We start from the raw sequence: 16,642 nt of genomic DNA on the forward strand, positions 1-16,642 counted from the left end.
GATGAACTGTTTCAAGAAAAATGCCGGCGCGCTGATGGTGGCCGCCGGCCTGTTGGGTGCACTGCCTGCGGCGCAGGCGGTGCAGGTGGGCGTGCACGACCCCGTGATGGCGCAGGATGGCAGCAAGTACTACCTGTTCAGCACGGGGCCGGGCATTACCTTCTACAGCTCGCGCGACATGCGGGCGTGGACGCCGGAAGGGCGCGTCTTCGCCGGCGAGCCCGCGTGGGCGAAGAACGCCGCACCGACATTCGACGGCCATATCTGGGCGCCGGACGTGCAGAAGCACCGGGGCAGGTACTACCTGTATTACTCGGTGTCGGGCTTCGGCAAGAACACGTCCGGCATCGGCGTCACCGTCAACAAGACGCTCGATCCCCGGTCGCCCGACTACAAGTGGGAGGACCAGGGCATGGTGCTGCAGTCGGTACCCGGCCGCGACGCCTGGAATGCGATCGACTCGCATGTCGTCGAGGACAAGGCCGGCAACGGCTGGATGTCGTTCGGCTCGTTCTGGGGCGGCCTGAAACTGGTCAAGTTGAACGACGACCGCACGCGCCTGGCCGAGCCGCAGCAGTGGCGCACCATCGCCGCCCGCGAACGGCCCCCGTTCACGCCGGACAACGAGGCCGGTCCCGCCGAGATCGAGGCGCCCTTCATCTTCAAGAAGGGCGACTGGTACTACCTGTTCGCGTCGTGGGGCCTGTGCTGCCAGAAGGAGAAGAGCACCTATCACGTGGTGGTCGGTCGTGCGCGCGACGCCATCGGCCCCTACCTGGACAGGGACGGCAAGGACATGGCCAAGGGCGGCGGCTCGCTCGTCATCCGGGGCGACAAGGACTGGGTCGGCCTGGGCCACAACAGCGCCTACACCTTCGGCGGCAAGGACATGCTGGTCCTGCACGCCTACGAAACGGCCGACAAGTACCAGCAGAAGCTGAAAGTCCTCGACATCAAGTGGGACGCAGCCGGCTGGCCCGTGGTCGACCCGAAGCAGCTGAACAGCTACCAGAGCACCTTGCTGCCCCCTGCCACCAGATAAGCCCACGGCCGGGTTCGTGTCCACCGTGGGGTCAGACCCCGACATAGACACGGACTCAGCTATCAGAGACAAGCACAGCCCACCAAAAATCGCTTAGCGGCAATCTGCTTCTGGGCGTGGGCGATTGCCCACCGCCGAGCTCGTGTCCATGTCGGGGTCTGACCCCAGGGTGGACACGGGCTCGGCATTTACAGGTTCTTGAGCCATGAAACTCGTATTTCGCCTGCTGGGTGGTGCTGCGCTGGCGTTCGCGCTGTCCGCTTCCGCCGCGGAGCTGTTCCCCCTGCGCGACGTGCGCCTGACCGCGAGCCCTTTCCTCGACGCGCAGCAGACGGACTTGCGCTACCTGATGGCGCTCGATGCGGATCGGCTGCTGGCGCCGTTTCGCCGCGAGGCGGGGCTGCCGATCGTGAAGGACAGCTACGGCAACTGGGAGTCGTCCGGGCTGGATGGCCATATGGGCGGGCATTACCTGTCCGCGCTGGCGCTGATGCACGCGTCGACGGGCGACCCGCAGGTGCTGGAGCGCCTGAGCTACTTCGTCGCCGAGCTGAAAAAATGCCAGCAGGCGGGCGGCGACGGCTACCTGGGCGGAATTCCCGGCGGACGGGCGGCGTGGGCCGACATCATGGCGGGCAAGCTCCACGCGGACAACTTCAGCGTCAACGGCAAGTGGGTGCCCTGGTATAACCTGCACAAGGTCTACGCCGGCCTGCGCGACGCCTGGCACTACACGGGCAACGACGACGCCCGCGTCATGCTGATCGCCCTGTCCGACTGGGCGCTGGCACTGACGTCGAAGCTGTCCGACGAGCAGATGCAGGCCATGCTGAAAAGCGAACATGGCGGCATGAACGAGGTGCTGGCCGACGTCGCGTCGATGACGGGCGATATGAAATACCTGCACCTGGCGCGGCGCTTCTCGCACCAGGCCATCCTGCGGCCGCTGGCGCAGGGCAGGGACCAGTTGACGGGCCTGCACGCAAACACGCAGATCCCGAAGGTGCTCGGCTTCGAGCGCATCGGCCGGATGACGGGGGAGGCGAAATGGACGGACGCTGCCCGCACCTTCTGGCAGACCGTCGTCGACCGGCGCAGCGTCGCCATCGGCGGCAACAGCGTCAAGGAGCACTTCCACGACAGCGCCGATTTCGCGCCGATGATCGACGAGGTCGAGGGGCCGGAGACCTGCAATACCTACAATATGCTCAAGCTCACCAGCATGCTGTTCCAGCGCAAACCGGGCGTGGCCTACGGCGACTACTACGAGCGTGCACTGTACAACCATGTCCTCGGCTCGCAGCGGCCCGGCACGGGCGGTTTCGTCTACTTCACGCCGATGCGGCCGAATCACTACCGCGTCTACTCGCAGGTGAACGAAGGCATGTGGTGCTGCGTTGGCTCCGGCATCGAGAGCCACGCCAAGTACGGCGAATTCATTTACGCCCATGACGGCGCCGACCTGTATGTCAACCTCTTCATCCCTTCCACCCTGGACTGGAAGGCGAGGAACCTTCGCATCACCCAGGCCACGGCTTTCCCGGACCAGTCCAGCACCCGCATCCAGGTCGACGGCACAGGCAAGTTCGCGCTGAAGCTGCGCCATCCCGGCTGGGTCGAGGCGGGCGCGCTGACGGTGAAGGTCAACGGCAAGCGCGTGCTGGCCAGCGCAGGGCAGGACGGCTACGTGCGCATCGAGCGGACCTGGCGGACGGGTGACACGGTAGACGTGACGCTGCCGATGACGACGCGGCTGGAGCAGATGCCGGACGGCTCGAACTGGTATGCCGTGCTGCACGGCCCCATCGTGCTGGCCGCGAAAACGGCGCCGTTCAAGGACGAGAAGCTGAACTTCCTGGCCGGCGATGCGCGCATGGACCATATCGCCCACGGCCGGACCTGCCCGCTGGAAGCGGCGCCCCTGTTCGTCAGCGACACGAAGGATTTCATCAAGCGCTTCCGCCCCGTGCCGGGCCAGCCGCTGACCTTCGAGGCGCCCGGGCTGGTGCAGGGCACCAATGTGGCCGGCCTGCGCTTCATTCCGTTCTTCCGCCTGCACGACTCGCGCTACATGATCTACTGGCAGCAAACGACGCCGGCCGGACTGTCGCGGATGCGGGCGCAAACGGCCGAGGCGGAGGCCGAACGCATCGCGCTGGCACGCCGCACGGTGGACCAGGTGGCGCCGGGCGAGCAGCAGCCGGAGTCCGACCATGCCTTCGCGGGCGAGGGGGCCGACGCCGGCGTCAACGGCGGGCGCCACTGGCGCCATGCGAGCGGCTGGTTCAGCTACCGCCTGACCGACAAGGCGGGCGAGGGCAGGGTGCTGCGCCTGACCTTTGCCGCCGCCGACGCGGGCCGCAAGTTCGATGTCCTCGTCAACGACCGGTGGCTGCGCACCATCGAGCTGGCGGCCGACGCCCAGGCCTTCTATGACGTCGATATCGAACTTCCGGCCGGGATGGCGCGCGATGGCGCCTTGACGGTGAAGTTCGTCGCCCATCCCGGCTCGCTGGCGGGCGGCCTGTACGGCCTGCGCCTGCTGCGCTAATGCGCTTGCGCGCCTGACTGATAACAAAAAAGATATCGCGCAGGACAAAAAATGTATTGGATCGGCATGAGACTTTCTCCTACTATAGCTTCATAAAAAGACAATCCAGGAGACCCGTATGCACCTCACACGCAGGAATTTGATCGCCGCCGCCATCGCACTGGCCGGCACCTCCGTCACCTTCAACGCGCTGGCCGCGAAACCGCTGGTGATCGGCTTTTCCCAGGTGGGCGCCGAAAGCGAATGGCGCACCGCCAATACCGTCTCGATCAAGGACGCGGCGAAAAAAGCCGGCGTCACCCTGAAGTTCGCCGACGCCCAGCAGCGCCAGGAAAACCAGGTCAAGGCGATCCGCTCCTTCATCGCCCAGAAAGTCGACGTCATCGCCTTTTCCCCCGTGGTGGAATCGGGCTGGGACACGGTGCTGCGCGAAGCGAAAGCTGCCAAGATCCCCGTGATCCTGACGGACCGCGACGTCAACGTCACGGACAAGTCGCTGTACGTCACCCTGATCGGGTCGGACTTCGTCGAGGAAGGGCGCCGCGCCGGCCGCTGGCTGGTGGATTACGCCAAGAAGACGCCGGGCAAGGTGCTGAACATCGTCGAACTGCAGGGCACCGTGGGCTCGGCCCCGGCCATCGACCGCAAGACGGGTTTCGAGGAAGTCACCAAGGGCAACGCGCAACTGAAGCTGCTGCGCACGCAGACGGGCGAGTTCACCCGCGCCAAGGGCAAGGAAGTGATGGAAGCGTTCCTGAAGGCGCACGGCAAGAACATCAACGTGCTGTACGCGCACAACGATGACATGGCCATCGGCGCCATCCAGGCCATCGAGGAAGCGGGCCTGAAACCGGGCAAGGACATCGTCATCGTCTCCATCGACGGCGTGAAGGGGGCGTTCGAGGCCATGATGCTCGGTAAGCTCAACGTCACCGTCGAATGCAGCCCGCTGCTGGGGCCCCAGCTGATGCAGGCAGCCCAGGACGTCGTGGCCGGCAAACCCGTCGCCAAGCGCATCGTCACGGAGGAACGCGTGTTCCCGGCCGAAGTGGCGGCCAAAGAATTCCCGAACCGTAAATACTAAATGAGCGGCGCGACGATGGCCGGCGCGGTCCGGCCGGTGCTGGAGCTGTCCGGTATCCACAAGGCCTTCCCCGGCGTGAAGGCCTTGTCCGACGCGGGCCTGCGCCTGTATCCGGGCGAGGTGCACACCCTGATGGGCCAGAACGGCGCCGGCAAGTCCACCCTGATCAAGGTGCTGACGGGCGTCTACACGCCGGACGCCGGCACCATCGTGCTGGACGGCCGCCCCGTCAGCCCCACCTCCACGCTGGAGGCGCAGCAGCTGGGCATCAGCACCGTCTACCAGGAAGTTAACCTGTGCCCGAACCTGTCGGTGGCGGAGAATATCTTCATCGGCCGCTATCCGAGAAAGCTGTTCGGCATCGACTGGGCCACCATGCGGCGCGACGCCGAAGTGCTGCTGCGCCAGCTGGAAATCGACATCGAAGTCACGCAGCCCCTGTCGCACTACCCGCTGGCGATCCAGCAGATGGTGGCGATCTCGCGCGCGCTGAACATCTCGGCCAAGGTACTGATCCTGGACGAACCCACGTCCAGCCTGGACGAAGCGGAAGTGCAGCTGCTGTTCCGCGTGCTGCGCCGCCTGCGCGAGCAGGGCATGGCAATCCTGTTCGTTACCCACTTCCTGGACCAGACCTACGCCATTTCGGATCGCATCACCGTCATGCGCAACGGCGAGCGGGAAGGGGAGTACCCGTGCAGCGCGCTGTCGCGCCTGGCCCTGGTGAACAAGATGGTGGGCGCGCCGGCCGCGCCCGAACCGGCGGAGGCAGCGCTGCAGGCGGCGCAAGTGGCACAGGGCGAAACCCTGCTGGCCACACGCGCGCTGTCGCGCAAGGGCGTGCTGGCACCGGTCGACATCACCATCCACAAGGGTGAGCTGCTGGGGCTTGCCGGCCTGCTGGGCTCCGGGCGCACCGAGCTGGCGCGCCTGCTGTTCGGTGCCGACAAGGCCGACGGCGGCAGCATCGCCATCGGCGGCCGGGACGGTGTCTTCGCCACGCCGCGCGACGCCATTGCCGCCGGCGTCGGCTTCTGTTCGGAAGACCGCAAGCACGAAGGCGCGATCCTGACCCTGTCCGTGCGCGAGAACCTGATCCTGGCGCTGCAGGCCAAGACAGGCATGCTGCGCGCCATTCCGCTCAAGCGCCAGCAGCAGCTGGCCACGGACTATGTGAAATGGCTGGGCATCAAGACGGCCAGTATCGAAACCCCGATCGGCACCCTCTCGGGCGGTAACCAGCAGAAGGTGCTGCTGGCACGCTGGCTGGCGACCGACCCGAAGCTGTTGATCCTGGACGAACCGACGCGCGGCATCGACGTGCGCGCCAAGCAGGAAATCATGGATTATGTCACCACGCTGTGCCGCAAGGGCCTGTCGATCCTCTTTATCTCGTACGAGCTGCCGGAAGTACTGCGCTGCAGCGACCGGATGGTCGTCATGCGCGACCGCAAGGCCTGTGGCGAATACCGCCGCGGCGAGCTCGATGAACAGTCGGTGCTGCAGGTAATCGCCGGCGGCGGCGAACAAGGAGCCCCGGCATGAGCGCCGCGCAAATGAAACCGGCCGACCCGCCCCGTGCCAGCAGCGAGCCGGCCAATGCCGCGCCCCGTGCCGGCTTCGGCAGCCTGCTGGGCCACCCGCTGGCCAAGCCGCTGCTGGCGCTGGCCACCCTGCTGCTGCTGGACCTGATCTTCATTCCCGGCTTCTTCACGCTGGAATTGCGGGACGGCCACCTGTATGGCCCGCTGGTCGACATCGTCAACCGCGCCGCGCCGCTGATGCTGGCGGCGCTGGGCATGACCCTGGTGATCGCCACGCGCGGCATCGACATCTCCGTGGGCGCCGTCGTGGCCCTGTCCGGCACGATGGCCGCCATGCTGATTGGCGGGACGATGGTGGTCAACAACGGCGTGCCCGAGTACGTGGCCAACACGCCGATGGCGCTGGCCCTGGCCGCCGCGCTGGGGGCGGCCGTGCTGTGCGGCGCGTGGAACGGCGTGCTGGTGGCGGGCCTGAAGCTGCAGCCCATCGTCGCCACCCTGATCCTGATGGTGGCAGGCCGCGGCCTGGCGCAGCTGCTGACGGACGGCCAGATCGTCACCGTCTATTACCAGCCCTTCTTCTTCCTCGGCAGCGGCTACCTGCTGGGCCTTCCGTTCGCCTTGTGGATCGTCGCGGCCGTGCTGCTGGTGGTGGGGCTGCTGCTGAAGAAAACGGCCCTGGGCCTGTTCATCCAGGCCGTCGGCATCAATCCCGTCGCGGCGCGCCTCGCCGGTGTGCGCACCGCTACGTTGATCTTCTTCGTCTACGTGTTCTGCTCGGCCTGCGCCGGCCTGGCGGGCCTGATGATCGCGTCGAACATCAAGAGCGCGGACGCCAACAACGCCGGCCTGCTGCTCGAACTCGACGCCATCCTGGCAGTGACCCTGGGCGGCACGTCGCTGGCCGGCGGCAAGTTCAGCCTGGCCGGCAGCATGATCGGCGCGCTGATCATCCAGACGCTGACGTACACCATCTATTCGCTGGGCGTGCCGCCGGAAGTGAACATGGTGGTCAAGTCCATCGTCGTCTTCGCCGTCTGCCTGTCGCAGTCGAGCAGCTTCAAGAAACTGTGGAAGGGCCGCGCATGAACGCCGTGCTGAACTCCGCGCGCGCCCTGCCGGGCGCTCCATACTTCACTTCCGTCGTCACCGTGGTGCTGCTGGCCGTGCTGCTGGTGGCGGGCGGCGCAGCCTATCCGGGCTTCCTGTCCTGGCAGGTCATGCTGAACCTGTTGATCGACAATGCCTTCCTGCTGGTGATCGCCGTCGGCATGGGCATCGTCATCCTGTCCGGCGGCATCGACCTGTCGGTCGGCTCCGTGCTGGCGCTCACCACGATGGTGGCTGCCTGGCTGCTGGGCAGCGCGCACTGGCCGCCGGCGGCCGTCATCGCCGCTGTGCTGGTCATCGGCGCCGTGTTCGGCGCCGCGCAAGGTGCGATGATCCACTTCTTCCAGCTCCAGCCCTTTATCGTCACGCTGGCCGGCATGTTCCTGGCCCGTGGCCTGTGCTACCTGATCAGCATCGAATCGATCACCATCGACGACCCGGCCTTTGTCGCCATCTCGCAGATGCAGGTGCCCGTTCTGGGTGGCTTCCTGTCCGTGGGCGCGCTGATCGCCTTGCTGCTGCTGGCCGTGACGATCTGGGTGTCGCGCCGCACCGCCTTCGGCCGCGCCGTCTACGCCATCGGCGGCAACGAGCAGTCGGCCCTGATGATGGGCCTGGCCGTGGGCCGCACCCGCATCCTCGTGTATGCCTTCAGCGGCTTCTGCGCGACGCTGGGCGGCGTGCTGTTTGCGTTCTACATGCTGTCCGGCTATGGCCAGCACGCGCAGGGCACCGAGCTCGATGCCATCGCGGCCGTCGTCATCGGCGGCACCCTGCTGTCCGGCGGCTACGGCTATGTGGCCGGCGCGCTGTCGGGCGTGCTGGTGCTGGGCACCATCCAGACCCTGATCGCCTTCGACGGCACCTTGTCGTCCTGGTGGACCAAGATCGTCATCGGTGCGCTGCTGTTCCTGTTCTGCGTCGTACAGCGCCTGCTGTCGGCGCGCGTTAAAACCTAGGAGACTCCATGTTGAAGAAGACCCTCGTTGCGGCCGCCCTGGCTGCCGCATCGCTGGCCCTGCACGCCAGTGCGACCGCCGCCAATCCCCTGTTCCCAAAGCTGTACACGGCCGATCCAGCCGCGCTGGTCGACAACGGCCGCGTCTATCTGTACGTCGGCAAGGACGACGCGGCGGCGGACGCGAAGGACTACCTGATGAAGGAGTGGCGCGTCTACTCCACCTGCGACATGAAGAACTGGAAGGACCACGGCGCGCCGCTGTCCGTCAAGACCTTCGGCTGGGCGCGCGCCGATGCGTGGGCCTCGGATATCACCAAGCGTGACGGCAAGTACTACTTCTATTCGACGGTCGACCATGCCACCATTCCCGGCAAGGCCATCGGCGTGGCCGTGGCGGACAGCCCGACTGGCCCGTTCAAGGACGCCCGCGGCAGCGCCATCGTCACCAACGACATGACGAAGGAGTCCGATATTCCCTGGGACGACATCGACCCGGCCGTGTTCATCGACGACGACGGCCAGGCCTACCTGTACTGGGGCAACCGGGTGCTGAAGTGGGCCAAGCTGAAACCGAACATGATCGAACTCGATGGCCCGATCCACACCCAGGGCATCGACAACTTCACGGAAGCGGCCTACCTGCACAAGCACAAGGGCACCTATTACCTGAGCTACTCGCGCGAGTTCCCGGAAGAGACGGCGTATGCGACCGGGCCCAGCGCCACGGGGCCGTGGACCTACCGGGGCGTCATCATGAAGAAGAATGCCGTCGTGAAGACCATCCACCATGCCATCGTCGACTTCAACGGCAAGTCGTACATCTTCTACCATAACGACAAGCTGCCAGGTGGCGGCGAGTGGCGCCGTTCGGCCGCCGTCGAGGAGCTGCGCTACAACGCCGACGGCACCATCGCTTTCGTGCCGCAGACGGCCGAAGGTCCGGCCGCCAACCCGAGCCCCGGCTGCCGCTAGTTCCTTCCCACGGCCGCCATGGCGGCCGCCTCCCAGGGCGCGAAAAATCCCCGGCTGGTTTTTCGCCGCCCGTCATGGCCGCCCGGCGGCCAATGTTATGATCTGCCGATGGATACACTCAACCCGAACTGGTTTCTGCGCGCCCGCCTGAAGACACGCCAGCTGCTGCTGCTGATCGCGCTGGACGAACAACGCAATATCCACCGTGCCGCCGAAGTGCTGCACATGACGCAACCGGCTGCCTCCAAGCAGATCAAGGACCTGGAGGAGATGCTGGACGTGAAGCTGTTCGACCGGCTGCCGCGTGGCATGGAGCCGACCCTGTACGGCGAAACCATGATCCGCCACGCCCGCATGGCCCTCACCAGCCTGTCGCTGGCGCATGACGACGTGATGGCACTCAAATCCGGCCTGGTCGGCCAGGTCGAAGTGGGTGTCATCATGACGCCGGCCATGTCGCTGCTGCCGCAGGCGATCGCCCGCATCAAGCAGCAGGCACCGCTGCTGCGCATCGGCGTGCACCTGGAATCGTCCAATACGCTGCTCGACATGCTGGAGCGGGGCACGCTGGACTTCATGATCGGGCGCATCCTGGAGCGGGACAACAGCTCGCACCTGATCTATGAGGAACTGACCGAGGAGCCGGCGTGCGCCGTGGCGCGCCCCGGCCATCCGCTGCTGTCGAACGACGCGCTGCAGCTGCGCGACCTGGCAGGCCTGGGCTGGGTACTGCCGCCTCAGGGCAGCATCCTGCGGCACCGCTGCGACATGATGTTCCGCCGCGCCGGACTGGAGCCGCCCGCCAACGTCGTCGACAGCACGGCGCTGCTGCTGATCACGGCGCTGCTGGCGCAGACCGACATGCTGCACGTGATGCCCATCGACGTGGCACGGTATTATCAATCCCTGAACGTGCTGGCGATCCTGCCGATCGAGCTGCCGTTCAAGATGGATGCCTTCGGCATCATCCGCCAGCACGATCACCTGCTGTCGCCAGGCGCCAACCTGCTGCTGACGGCGGTGCGCAACGCCGCCAAGGAAGTGTACTGAACGCCGTATAGTCTTCAAGAGGGAAAGGTGGTCCGATGTCGCTCGTGTTCTCCAGCCTGAATCATCCGCAGCGCGTGCCGCTGGCGGCCGAACTGCATTCGCGGCCCTTTCTGAAGCTGCACGCGCCGGAGCGCGTGTCGCACCTGGCCGTGTACGCCGGATCGTCCGCGCGCGACGGCAATGCCCAGGCCCAGCACGAGCTGCTGGCCAGCCTGTGCGCCCACTTCGGCGTGGCTGCGCCCAGCCGCGACGCCAGCTACTTCTATCACGACTTCGGCCGCCTGCGCCTGAAGTGGGAACTGCACACGGAGTTCGCCACCTACACCTTCGCCGCCAGCGGCAGCGAAGTGGGATTCGGCGACATGCCCGATGCGCTGCTGCCGCAGCAATGGCTGCTGTCGCTGAAAGGGCGCGTGATGGTCGCTGCCCACGTGCTGCTGCTGCGCGGTGGCGAAGCCGGCGCCGCGCCGGACCTGTTCGAGGGCGTGTCGCTGGCCGGCAGCCGCGTCATGCAGGGGGGAGAATTGTGGTCGGACTTCCTGATCCAGTCCGGCGGCTTCTCCCGCTTCGTCATCCGCGATGTCGACATGCGCGCGCAGCAGGCCGGCCGCCTGGTGCAGCGCGTGCTGGAAATCGAAACCTACCGCATGATGGCCCTGCTGGGCCTTCCCGCGGCCCAGCGCGCCGTGCCGGAACTGAACGCCGTCGAGCGCGAGCTGGCCGGACTGACGGAGGCGCTGCTGCAGTCGGACGGCACCACCGAACAGGCCCTGCTGCAGCAGATCACGCACCTGGCGGCCCGTATCGAGAAGCTGTCGCTGGAGAACAGCTACCGCTTCGCCGCCTCGAAAGCCTACTTCCGCCTGGTGAACGCCCGCATCGACGAGCTGCGCGAAAGCCGCATCGAAGGCGTGCCGACGGTGGAGGAATTCATGGAGCGCCGCCTGGCGCCGGCCATGAGCACCTGCGAAGCCGTGGCGGCGCGCCAGGATGCGCTGGCGCGCCGCATCGCCAACAGCAACGACCTGCTGCGCACCCGCGTGGGCATCGTGCAGGAAGCGCAGAACCGGCAGATCCTGCAGTCGATGAATGCCAGGGCGGCCCAGCAGCTGCGCCTGCAGCAGGCTGTCGAGGGCCTGTCGGTGGCGGCCATCTCGTATTACGTGGTGGGCCTGATCGGCTACTCCGTCAAGGGCGCCAAGGTGCTGGGCTTGGTCGCCAGCCCGGATGCGCTGATCGGCCTGGCCGTGCCGGTGGTGGCGGCGGGCGTGTGGCTGACCTTGCGCAGCATGCACCGGCGCCTGCACGGCGCCCATCGTTGAACGGACTGCCGTGTTCGATCGGGCATAATGTCGCGTTAGCGCAATTTTAACGGAACACCATGAAGAGTTTGAGCACGCTGGTCTCTACCCTGGTCATGGCGGGACTACTGGGCGCCTGCGCCACGGCGAGCGAGCCGGTGCTGCAAGGTATCTCGCCCAAGGTCACGTCGCTGCGGTTCATCGGCGAGCAGCGCATCGGCCTGAAGCAGCCCTTCGCCGGCACGCCGGTGGGCGGTCTGTCCGGCATCGATTACGACGCCGGCGACGCCACCTGGGTGCTGCTCAGCGACGACCGCTCGAACCTGGAGCCGGCGCGCTTCTACCGGGCCCGCGGCACGCTTGAGGGCGGGGCCTTCACGGCCCTGACGCTGACACAAATGGGCGTGTTGCTGCAGCAGGACGGCACGCCGCATCCGGACCTGAAAGCCTTTGCGAAGAGCGGCGGCACCGTGCTCGATCCCGAATCGGTGCGCGTCGATCCCCGCGACGGGTCCATCTGGTACACCAGCGAAGGCGACCTGCGCATCGGCATGGAGCCGGCCGTGCGCCATGCCGCCGCCGACGGCAGCTTCCTGGGCAGCCTGCCGCTGCCGCCGATGCTGCGCCTGTCGCGGGACGACAAGACGGGCGCGCGCAATAACCTGAACCTGGAAGGGCTGTGCTTCGCGGCCGATGGCGACAGCCTGTGGCTGGCCCTCGAAGCGCCCTTGGTCCAGGACGGCCCCGTGCCGACACCGGCCACCGGTGCGCTCAGCCGCATCAGCCGGCTCGATCGCGACGGCCGGCTACTGGCCCAGTATGCCTATCCGGTCGACCCGATCCCCTCGGCGCCGGGTGCCGGAAAGCTGGCCGAAAACGGCATCTCCGAAATCCTCGCCTCGGGCGAGCACACCTTGCTGGTGCTGGAGCGCGCGGCCGTGCAGGGCGACGACGGCAAGTACCGCAACCATATCCGCCTGTACGAGATGGATGTGCGGGGCGCCACCGACGTGGCGCGGATACCTGCCTTGCTGGGTGCCGCCATCGCGCCGGCCCGCAAGCGCCTGGTGCTGGACCTGAACACCTTGCACTTGCCCGTGCTGGACAACCTCGAAGGCATCGGCTGGGGGCCGCGCCTGCCGAACGGGCACGCCACGCTGGCATTTATCTCGGACGACAATTTCAACCCCGCGGAAGTGACGCAATTGCTGCTGTTCGAGGTGCTCTAGCGGGTACATCATTGCGCCGCGCGGAATAATCAATTGCCGCCGATGGGGATTCCGGTCGTGGGGTGATGCGTTCACAATGAACCCATCCATCCCACCGCGAGGAAGACCATGAAGCTCCACTACCATCCCATTTCCGGCCATGCCCACCGCGTGCATGCCTTCCTGTCCCTGCTGGACCTCGACTTCGAACTGGTGCAGGTCGACCTGGCACGGGGCGAACACAAGTCGCCGGCATTCCTGGCCATCAATCCCTTCGGCCAGGTGCCCGTGCTGGAGGACGACGGCCACGTCATCGCCGATTCGAACGCCATCCTGGTCTACGTTGCGCGCCGCCACGGGCCGCAGTGGCTGCCCACGGACCCGCTGCTGGAAGCGGCCGTGCAGCGCTGGCTGTCGGTGGCGGCGGGCGACGTGGCCTTCGGCATGGCCGCCGCCCGCATCGTGCAGCTGTTCGGTCGGCCGGACGACATGGCGCCGCTGGTGGCGCGGGGCCAGCGCACCCTGGCGCTGATGGACGCCGCATTGACGGGACGCGAGTGGCTTGCCACGCCGGAGCCCAGCATCGCCGACATTTCCCTGTACAGCTACGCCGCCCGCGCACCCGAAGGCTACATCGACCTTGCGCCGTATCCGGCAGTGCGGGCCTGGCTGGCGCGCATCGAGGCCTTGCCCGGCTTCGTGCCGTTCGTGCAGACGCCCGTCGGCCTGGCGGCGTAGGCCATCATGGATACGCGCCAGGACTCGCCGTGGCACGACGGCGAACGGGCCATCCAGCGCAGCATCGGCGCGCAGGAGCGGATGGAGGAAATCGGCCGCAAGGTGGTGCGACCTTACATGCCGGACCAGCACCGCGACTTTTTCGCCCAGCTGCCTTTCGTTGTGCTGGGCACCGTCGACGATTCCGGCGCGCCCTGGGCCACCTTGCGCACCGGCGCGCCGGGCTTCATGACGTCGCCGGAGTCGGGTACCTTGCGCCTGGCGCTGCCTGCTGTGCCAAGCGATCCGGCCGAGGCGGGCCTGGACGACGGCGCCGCGGTGGGCCTGCTGGGCATCGAACTGCATACGCGCCGGCGCAACCGCGTCAACGGCAATTTGCGGCGCATGGCGCCGGGCGCGTACTCGCTGACAGTGGGCGAATCCTTCGGCAACTGCCCGCAATACATCCACTTGCGCGATTTTGAATGGGTGGAGGAAGCGCCCGGCGCCGTCACGGAGCTGGCCGCGCTGGACGACCGGGCGCTGGCGCTGATCGCGCACGCCGGCACGTTCTTCGTGGCCAGCCATGCCGACGGCGCGGCCGGCCGCAAGGTCGACGTGTCGCACCGGGGCGGCCCGGCCGGCTTCGTCCAGGTGGGCGCCGATGGCGTGCTGACGGTACCCGATTACGCCGGCAACCGCTTCTTCAATACCTTGGGCAATATGCTGCTGAACGGCCGCGCGGGGCTGCTGTTCGTCGATTTCGAGCACGGCCACCTGCTGCAGATGACAGGGGAGGTCGAGGTCGTGCTCGATGGCGCCGCGGCCGCCGGCCTGGCTGGCGCGGAGCGGCTGTGGCGCTTCCGGCCGCGCCGCATCGTGTGGCGCGAAAAGGCCATTGCGCTGCGCTGGTGCCGGCGCGGCTGAACGGCGGTGTCAAGCTGCGTCGGCCTTCGGTTCCAGTTCGCGCATGACGAGGTGGCGCAGGGTCGACAGCATGGCCAGGTCGATCGTGGCCGGGTCGCGCGGCACCGTGTCGATGATGCACAGGCTGCCCAGGGCATAGCCGGTGGAGAGCACCAGCGGCGCGCCCGCGTAGAAGCGGATATGGGGGTAGCCCGTTACCAGCGGGTTGTCGTGGAAGCGGACGTCCAGGTGTGCGTCGGGCACTACCATGATCTCGCTGCGCAGGATGGTGTGCCCGCAGAACGAGATGTCGCGGCTGGTCTGGCAGGTCGTGCCCAGGCCGATATTGGCCTTGAACCACTGGCGGTCCGTGTCCAGCAGCGTGATGAGGGCAATGGGCACCTTGAACTCGCGGGCGGCGAATTCGACGATCTGGTTGAAGCGTTCTTCCGGCGGCGTATCCAGGATCAGCAGGGACTGCAATGCGGCGAGCCGCTGGCCTTCGTTGTCTGGGCGCGAGGGTGTGATCATGATGGCGTGGGGCGGCGGACACCGCGGTATTTATCCAGGATGACGCTACTTTACTCCAGGAAATGCGTGTCGCCAAGAAGGGGGGCGGACGACCCGCGCGCCTGCACTTTTTTGCTCCGCTCCCATTGGATTTCTGGCAAGATGCGCCGCAGATGAACTGTGCGGAGACGAGGATGCAAAACGGAGGGCGGCCGCGTTCGACCCGGCACTGGGCCAAGCGCACCGGATGGGCCCTGCTGGCGCTGCTGTTGATGGCCTGGCTGACCGTCTGGTTCTTCCTGCGCGGCAGCCTGCCGGAACTGGATGGCCGGCGTGCCGTGGCCGGGCTGCATGCCGGTGTGACCGTCAAGCGCGACGCGGGCGGCGTGCCGTCCATCGCCGGCAGTCATCGCCTCGACGTGGCCTATGCCACCGGTTTCGTCCACGCCCAGGACCGCTTCTTCCAGATGGACCTGCTGCGCCGCGTGGCGGCCGGCGAACTGGCCGAACTGTTCGGCGCCAAGGCCCTGCCGACAGACCGCCAGCACCGCCTGCACCGCTTCCGCGCGCGCGCCGCCGCCGCCTACCACCAGTTGCCGGCCGCCGACCGCGAACTGCTGGAGCGCTACACGGCCGGCGTCAACGAAGGCCTGAACGCGCTGGGCACGCGTCCCTTCGAATATGGCCTGTTGCGCATGAAACCGCGGCCCTGGTCGGCGCACGATTCGTTGCTGGCGCTGTACGCGATGTACCTGGACCTGCAGGGCAATTCCACGGGGCGCGAGCTGTCGCGCGGCTGGATGCGCGAACATGCCGACGCGGCCCAACTGGCTTTCCTGATGCCCCCGGCCAGCCGCTGGGATGCGCCGCTCGATGCGGCCGACGCGCCCGTGCCCGAGGTGCCGGTGCCGGCGCGGGCGCCGTCGTGGTGGGGCCAGCCCGGCCCGCGCGACGCCGCGCTGCTGGCGGCGGACGACTTCCGCTCGGCCATTGGTAGCAACAACTGGGCCATCGCCGGCAGCCGCAGCAAGGGCGGCGGCGCCATCGTGGCCGACGACATGCACCTGGGGATCAAGCTGCCCAATACGTGGTATCGCGCGCTGCTGCAGGTGCCGGACCGCAGCGGCAGCACGCGGCGGCTGGTCGGCGTGACCTTGCCGGGCACCCCCTTCATCATCGTCGGCACCAACGGCCACGTGGCGTGGGCCTTCACCAACAGCTACGGCGACTACCAGGACCTGGTGACTGCGTCCTTCGACCCGGTCCGCCCGGGCCAGGTGCAGTTGAACGGGCGCTGGGAAACGGTGACGGAGCATGCCGAAACCATTCTCGTGAAAGGGGCGCTGGCCGAAACGCTGACGGTACGCGACACGTCGCTGGGGCCCTTGCTGAAGGCGGGCGGGCGCACTTTTGCCGTGCACTGGATCGCCCACGAAAGCGCGCTGGTGAACGTCAACCTGCGCCGGCTGGAGGGCGCCAGCACACTGGACGAGGCGCTGGCCATCGCCAACACGGCCGGCATTCCGGCGCAGAACTTCGTCGCCGGCGATGCCGCCGGCAATATCGGCTGGACCATCGCCGGCCCGCTGCCGCGCCGTGCGCAGGGACCGGGCGCGCCCGATGCCACCTTCCCGCTGGCCGGCGGCGCACCGTCGTGGCAGGGCACGCTGGCGCCGGCCGAGTACC

The 16,642-nt window shown here is 67.2% G+C and carries 14 protein-coding genes; 13 read left to right on the top strand and 1 reads right to left on the bottom strand.

The window, feature by feature from the left end; all coding sequences use genetic code 11:
* The first annotated feature begins 1 nt into the window (after window position 1).
* From GM672_RS20380 to GM672_RS20435, 12 genes are all read left to right on the top strand, one after another.
* The gene (locus GM672_RS20380) at window positions 2-1,042 is read left to right on the top strand and encodes an arabinan endo-1,5-alpha-L-arabinosidase (protein ID WP_229417845.1); all 1,041 of its coding nucleotides are present in this window, start codon (window positions 2-4) and stop codon (window positions 1,040-1,042) included.
* A gap of 205 nt (window positions 1,043-1,247) precedes the next feature.
* Entirely contained in the window at window positions 1,248-3,593 is a 2,346-nt protein-coding gene (locus GM672_RS20385) for a glycoside hydrolase family 127 protein (protein ID WP_155472374.1), read from the top strand.
* 118 nt (window positions 3,594-3,711) lie between these two features.
* Complete coding sequence (locus GM672_RS20390) at window positions 3,712-4,677, top strand: ABC transporter substrate-binding protein (protein WP_155472375.1); 966 nt, start codon at window positions 3,712-3,714, stop codon at window positions 4,675-4,677.
* Window positions 4,678-6,222, top strand: coding sequence for a sugar ABC transporter ATP-binding protein (locus GM672_RS20395; protein ID WP_155472376.1), 1,545 nt, complete (start codon window positions 4,678-4,680; stop codon window positions 6,220-6,222).
* Entirely contained in the window at window positions 6,219-7,310 is a 1,092-nt protein-coding gene (locus GM672_RS20400) for an ABC transporter permease (RefSeq protein WP_371867087.1), read from the top strand. Before GM672_RS20395 ends, GM672_RS20400 begins: the two co-directional genes overlap by 4 nt.
* Window positions 7,307-8,290, top strand: coding sequence for a galactofuranose ABC transporter, permease protein YjfF (gene yjfF / locus GM672_RS20405; RefSeq protein WP_155472377.1), 984 nt, complete (start codon window positions 7,307-7,309; stop codon window positions 8,288-8,290). The genes GM672_RS20400 and yjfF overlap by 4 nt, the downstream gene beginning before the upstream one ends.
* Window positions 8,291-8,298: 8 nt before the next feature.
* Window positions 8,299-9,264: a glycoside hydrolase family 43 protein gene (locus GM672_RS20410; protein WP_155472378.1), complete on the top strand. Its 966-nt coding sequence runs from the start codon at window positions 8,299-8,301 to the stop codon at window positions 9,262-9,264.
* 108 nt (window positions 9,265-9,372) lie between these two features.
* Window positions 9,373-10,314, top strand: a complete 942-nt coding sequence (locus tag GM672_RS20415; protein WP_155472379.1) for a LysR family transcriptional regulator — start codon at window positions 9,373-9,375, stop codon at window positions 10,312-10,314.
* Window positions 10,315-10,349: 35 nt separating this feature from the next.
* A complete protein-coding gene (locus GM672_RS20420; RefSeq protein ID WP_155472380.1) occupies window positions 10,350-11,636 on the top strand; it encodes a DUF3422 family protein in 1,287 nt (428 codons plus the stop codon).
* A 59-nt stretch (window positions 11,637-11,695) separates the two neighbouring features.
* Complete coding sequence (locus GM672_RS20425; protein ID WP_155472381.1) at window positions 11,696-12,844, top strand: esterase-like activity of phytase family protein; 1,149 nt, start codon at window positions 11,696-11,698, stop codon at window positions 12,842-12,844.
* 108 nt (window positions 12,845-12,952) lie between these two features.
* Window positions 12,953-13,561: a glutathione S-transferase family protein gene (locus tag GM672_RS20430; protein WP_155472382.1), complete on the top strand. Its 609-nt coding sequence runs from the start codon at window positions 12,953-12,955 to the stop codon at window positions 13,559-13,561.
* 6 nt (window positions 13,562-13,567) lie between these two features.
* Window positions 13,568-14,467, top strand: a complete 900-nt coding sequence (locus GM672_RS20435; RefSeq protein ID WP_155472383.1) for a pyridoxamine 5'-phosphate oxidase family protein — start codon at window positions 13,568-13,570, stop codon at window positions 14,465-14,467.
* A gap of 9 nt (window positions 14,468-14,476) precedes the next feature.
* Here the strand turns inward: GM672_RS20435 and GM672_RS20440 are convergent, their stop codons facing one another.
* Window positions 14,477-14,977: a GAF domain-containing protein gene (locus tag GM672_RS20440; protein ID WP_155472384.1), complete on the bottom strand. Its 501-nt coding sequence runs from the start codon at window positions 14,975-14,977 to the stop codon at window positions 14,477-14,479.
* A gap of 173 nt (window positions 14,978-15,150) precedes the next feature.
* Between GM672_RS20440 and GM672_RS20445 the strand changes: the two genes are divergently transcribed.
* Window positions 15,151-16,642 (top strand): penicillin acylase family protein (locus GM672_RS20445; RefSeq protein ID WP_170300164.1); only part of this gene is annotated, 1,492 nt, incomplete at its 3' end.

Origin of the sequence: Pseudoduganella buxea (assembly GCF_009720835.1) — a bacterium.
GTDB lineage: Bacteria > Pseudomonadota > Gammaproteobacteria > Burkholderiales > Burkholderiaceae_D > Rugamonas > Rugamonas buxea.

What these genes read in the sequence shown, in the direction of transcription:
- GM672_RS20425 (WP_155472381.1), top strand. Translation starts at nt 11,696, where the DNA reads ATGAAGAGTTTGAGCACGCTGGTCTCTACCCTGGTCATGGCGGGACTA.
- yjfF (WP_155472377.1), top strand. Translation starts at nt 7,307, where the DNA reads ATGAACGCCGTGCTGAACTCCGCGCGCGCCCTGCCGGGCGCTCCATAC.
- GM672_RS20410 (WP_155472378.1), top strand. Translation starts at nt 8,299, where the DNA reads ATGTTGAAGAAGACCCTCGTTGCGGCCGCCCTGGCTGCCGCATCGCTG.
- GM672_RS20400 (WP_371867087.1), top strand. Translation starts at nt 6,219, where the DNA reads ATGAGCGCCGCGCAAATGAAACCGGCCGACCCGCCCCGTGCCAGCAGC.
- GM672_RS20420 (WP_155472380.1), top strand. Translation starts at nt 10,350, where the DNA reads ATGTCGCTCGTGTTCTCCAGCCTGAATCATCCGCAGCGCGTGCCGCTG.
- GM672_RS20440 (WP_155472384.1), bottom strand. Translation starts at nt 14,977, where the DNA reads ATGATCACACCCTCGCGCCCAGACAACGAAGGCCAGCGGCTCGCCGCA.
- GM672_RS20380 (WP_229417845.1), top strand. Translation starts at nt 2, where the DNA reads ATGAACTGTTTCAAGAAAAATGCCGGCGCGCTGATGGTGGCCGCCGGC.
- GM672_RS20435 (WP_155472383.1), top strand. Translation starts at nt 13,568, where the DNA reads ATGGATACGCGCCAGGACTCGCCGTGGCACGACGGCGAACGGGCCATC.
- GM672_RS20395 (WP_155472376.1), top strand. Translation starts at nt 4,678, where the DNA reads ATGAGCGGCGCGACGATGGCCGGCGCGGTCCGGCCGGTGCTGGAGCTG.
- GM672_RS20415 (WP_155472379.1), top strand. Translation starts at nt 9,373, where the DNA reads ATGGATACACTCAACCCGAACTGGTTTCTGCGCGCCCGCCTGAAGACA.
- GM672_RS20390 (WP_155472375.1), top strand. Translation starts at nt 3,712, where the DNA reads ATGCACCTCACACGCAGGAATTTGATCGCCGCCGCCATCGCACTGGCC.
- GM672_RS20430 (WP_155472382.1), top strand. Translation starts at nt 12,953, where the DNA reads ATGAAGCTCCACTACCATCCCATTTCCGGCCATGCCCACCGCGTGCAT.
- GM672_RS20385 (WP_155472374.1), top strand. Translation starts at nt 1,248, where the DNA reads ATGAAACTCGTATTTCGCCTGCTGGGTGGTGCTGCGCTGGCGTTCGCG.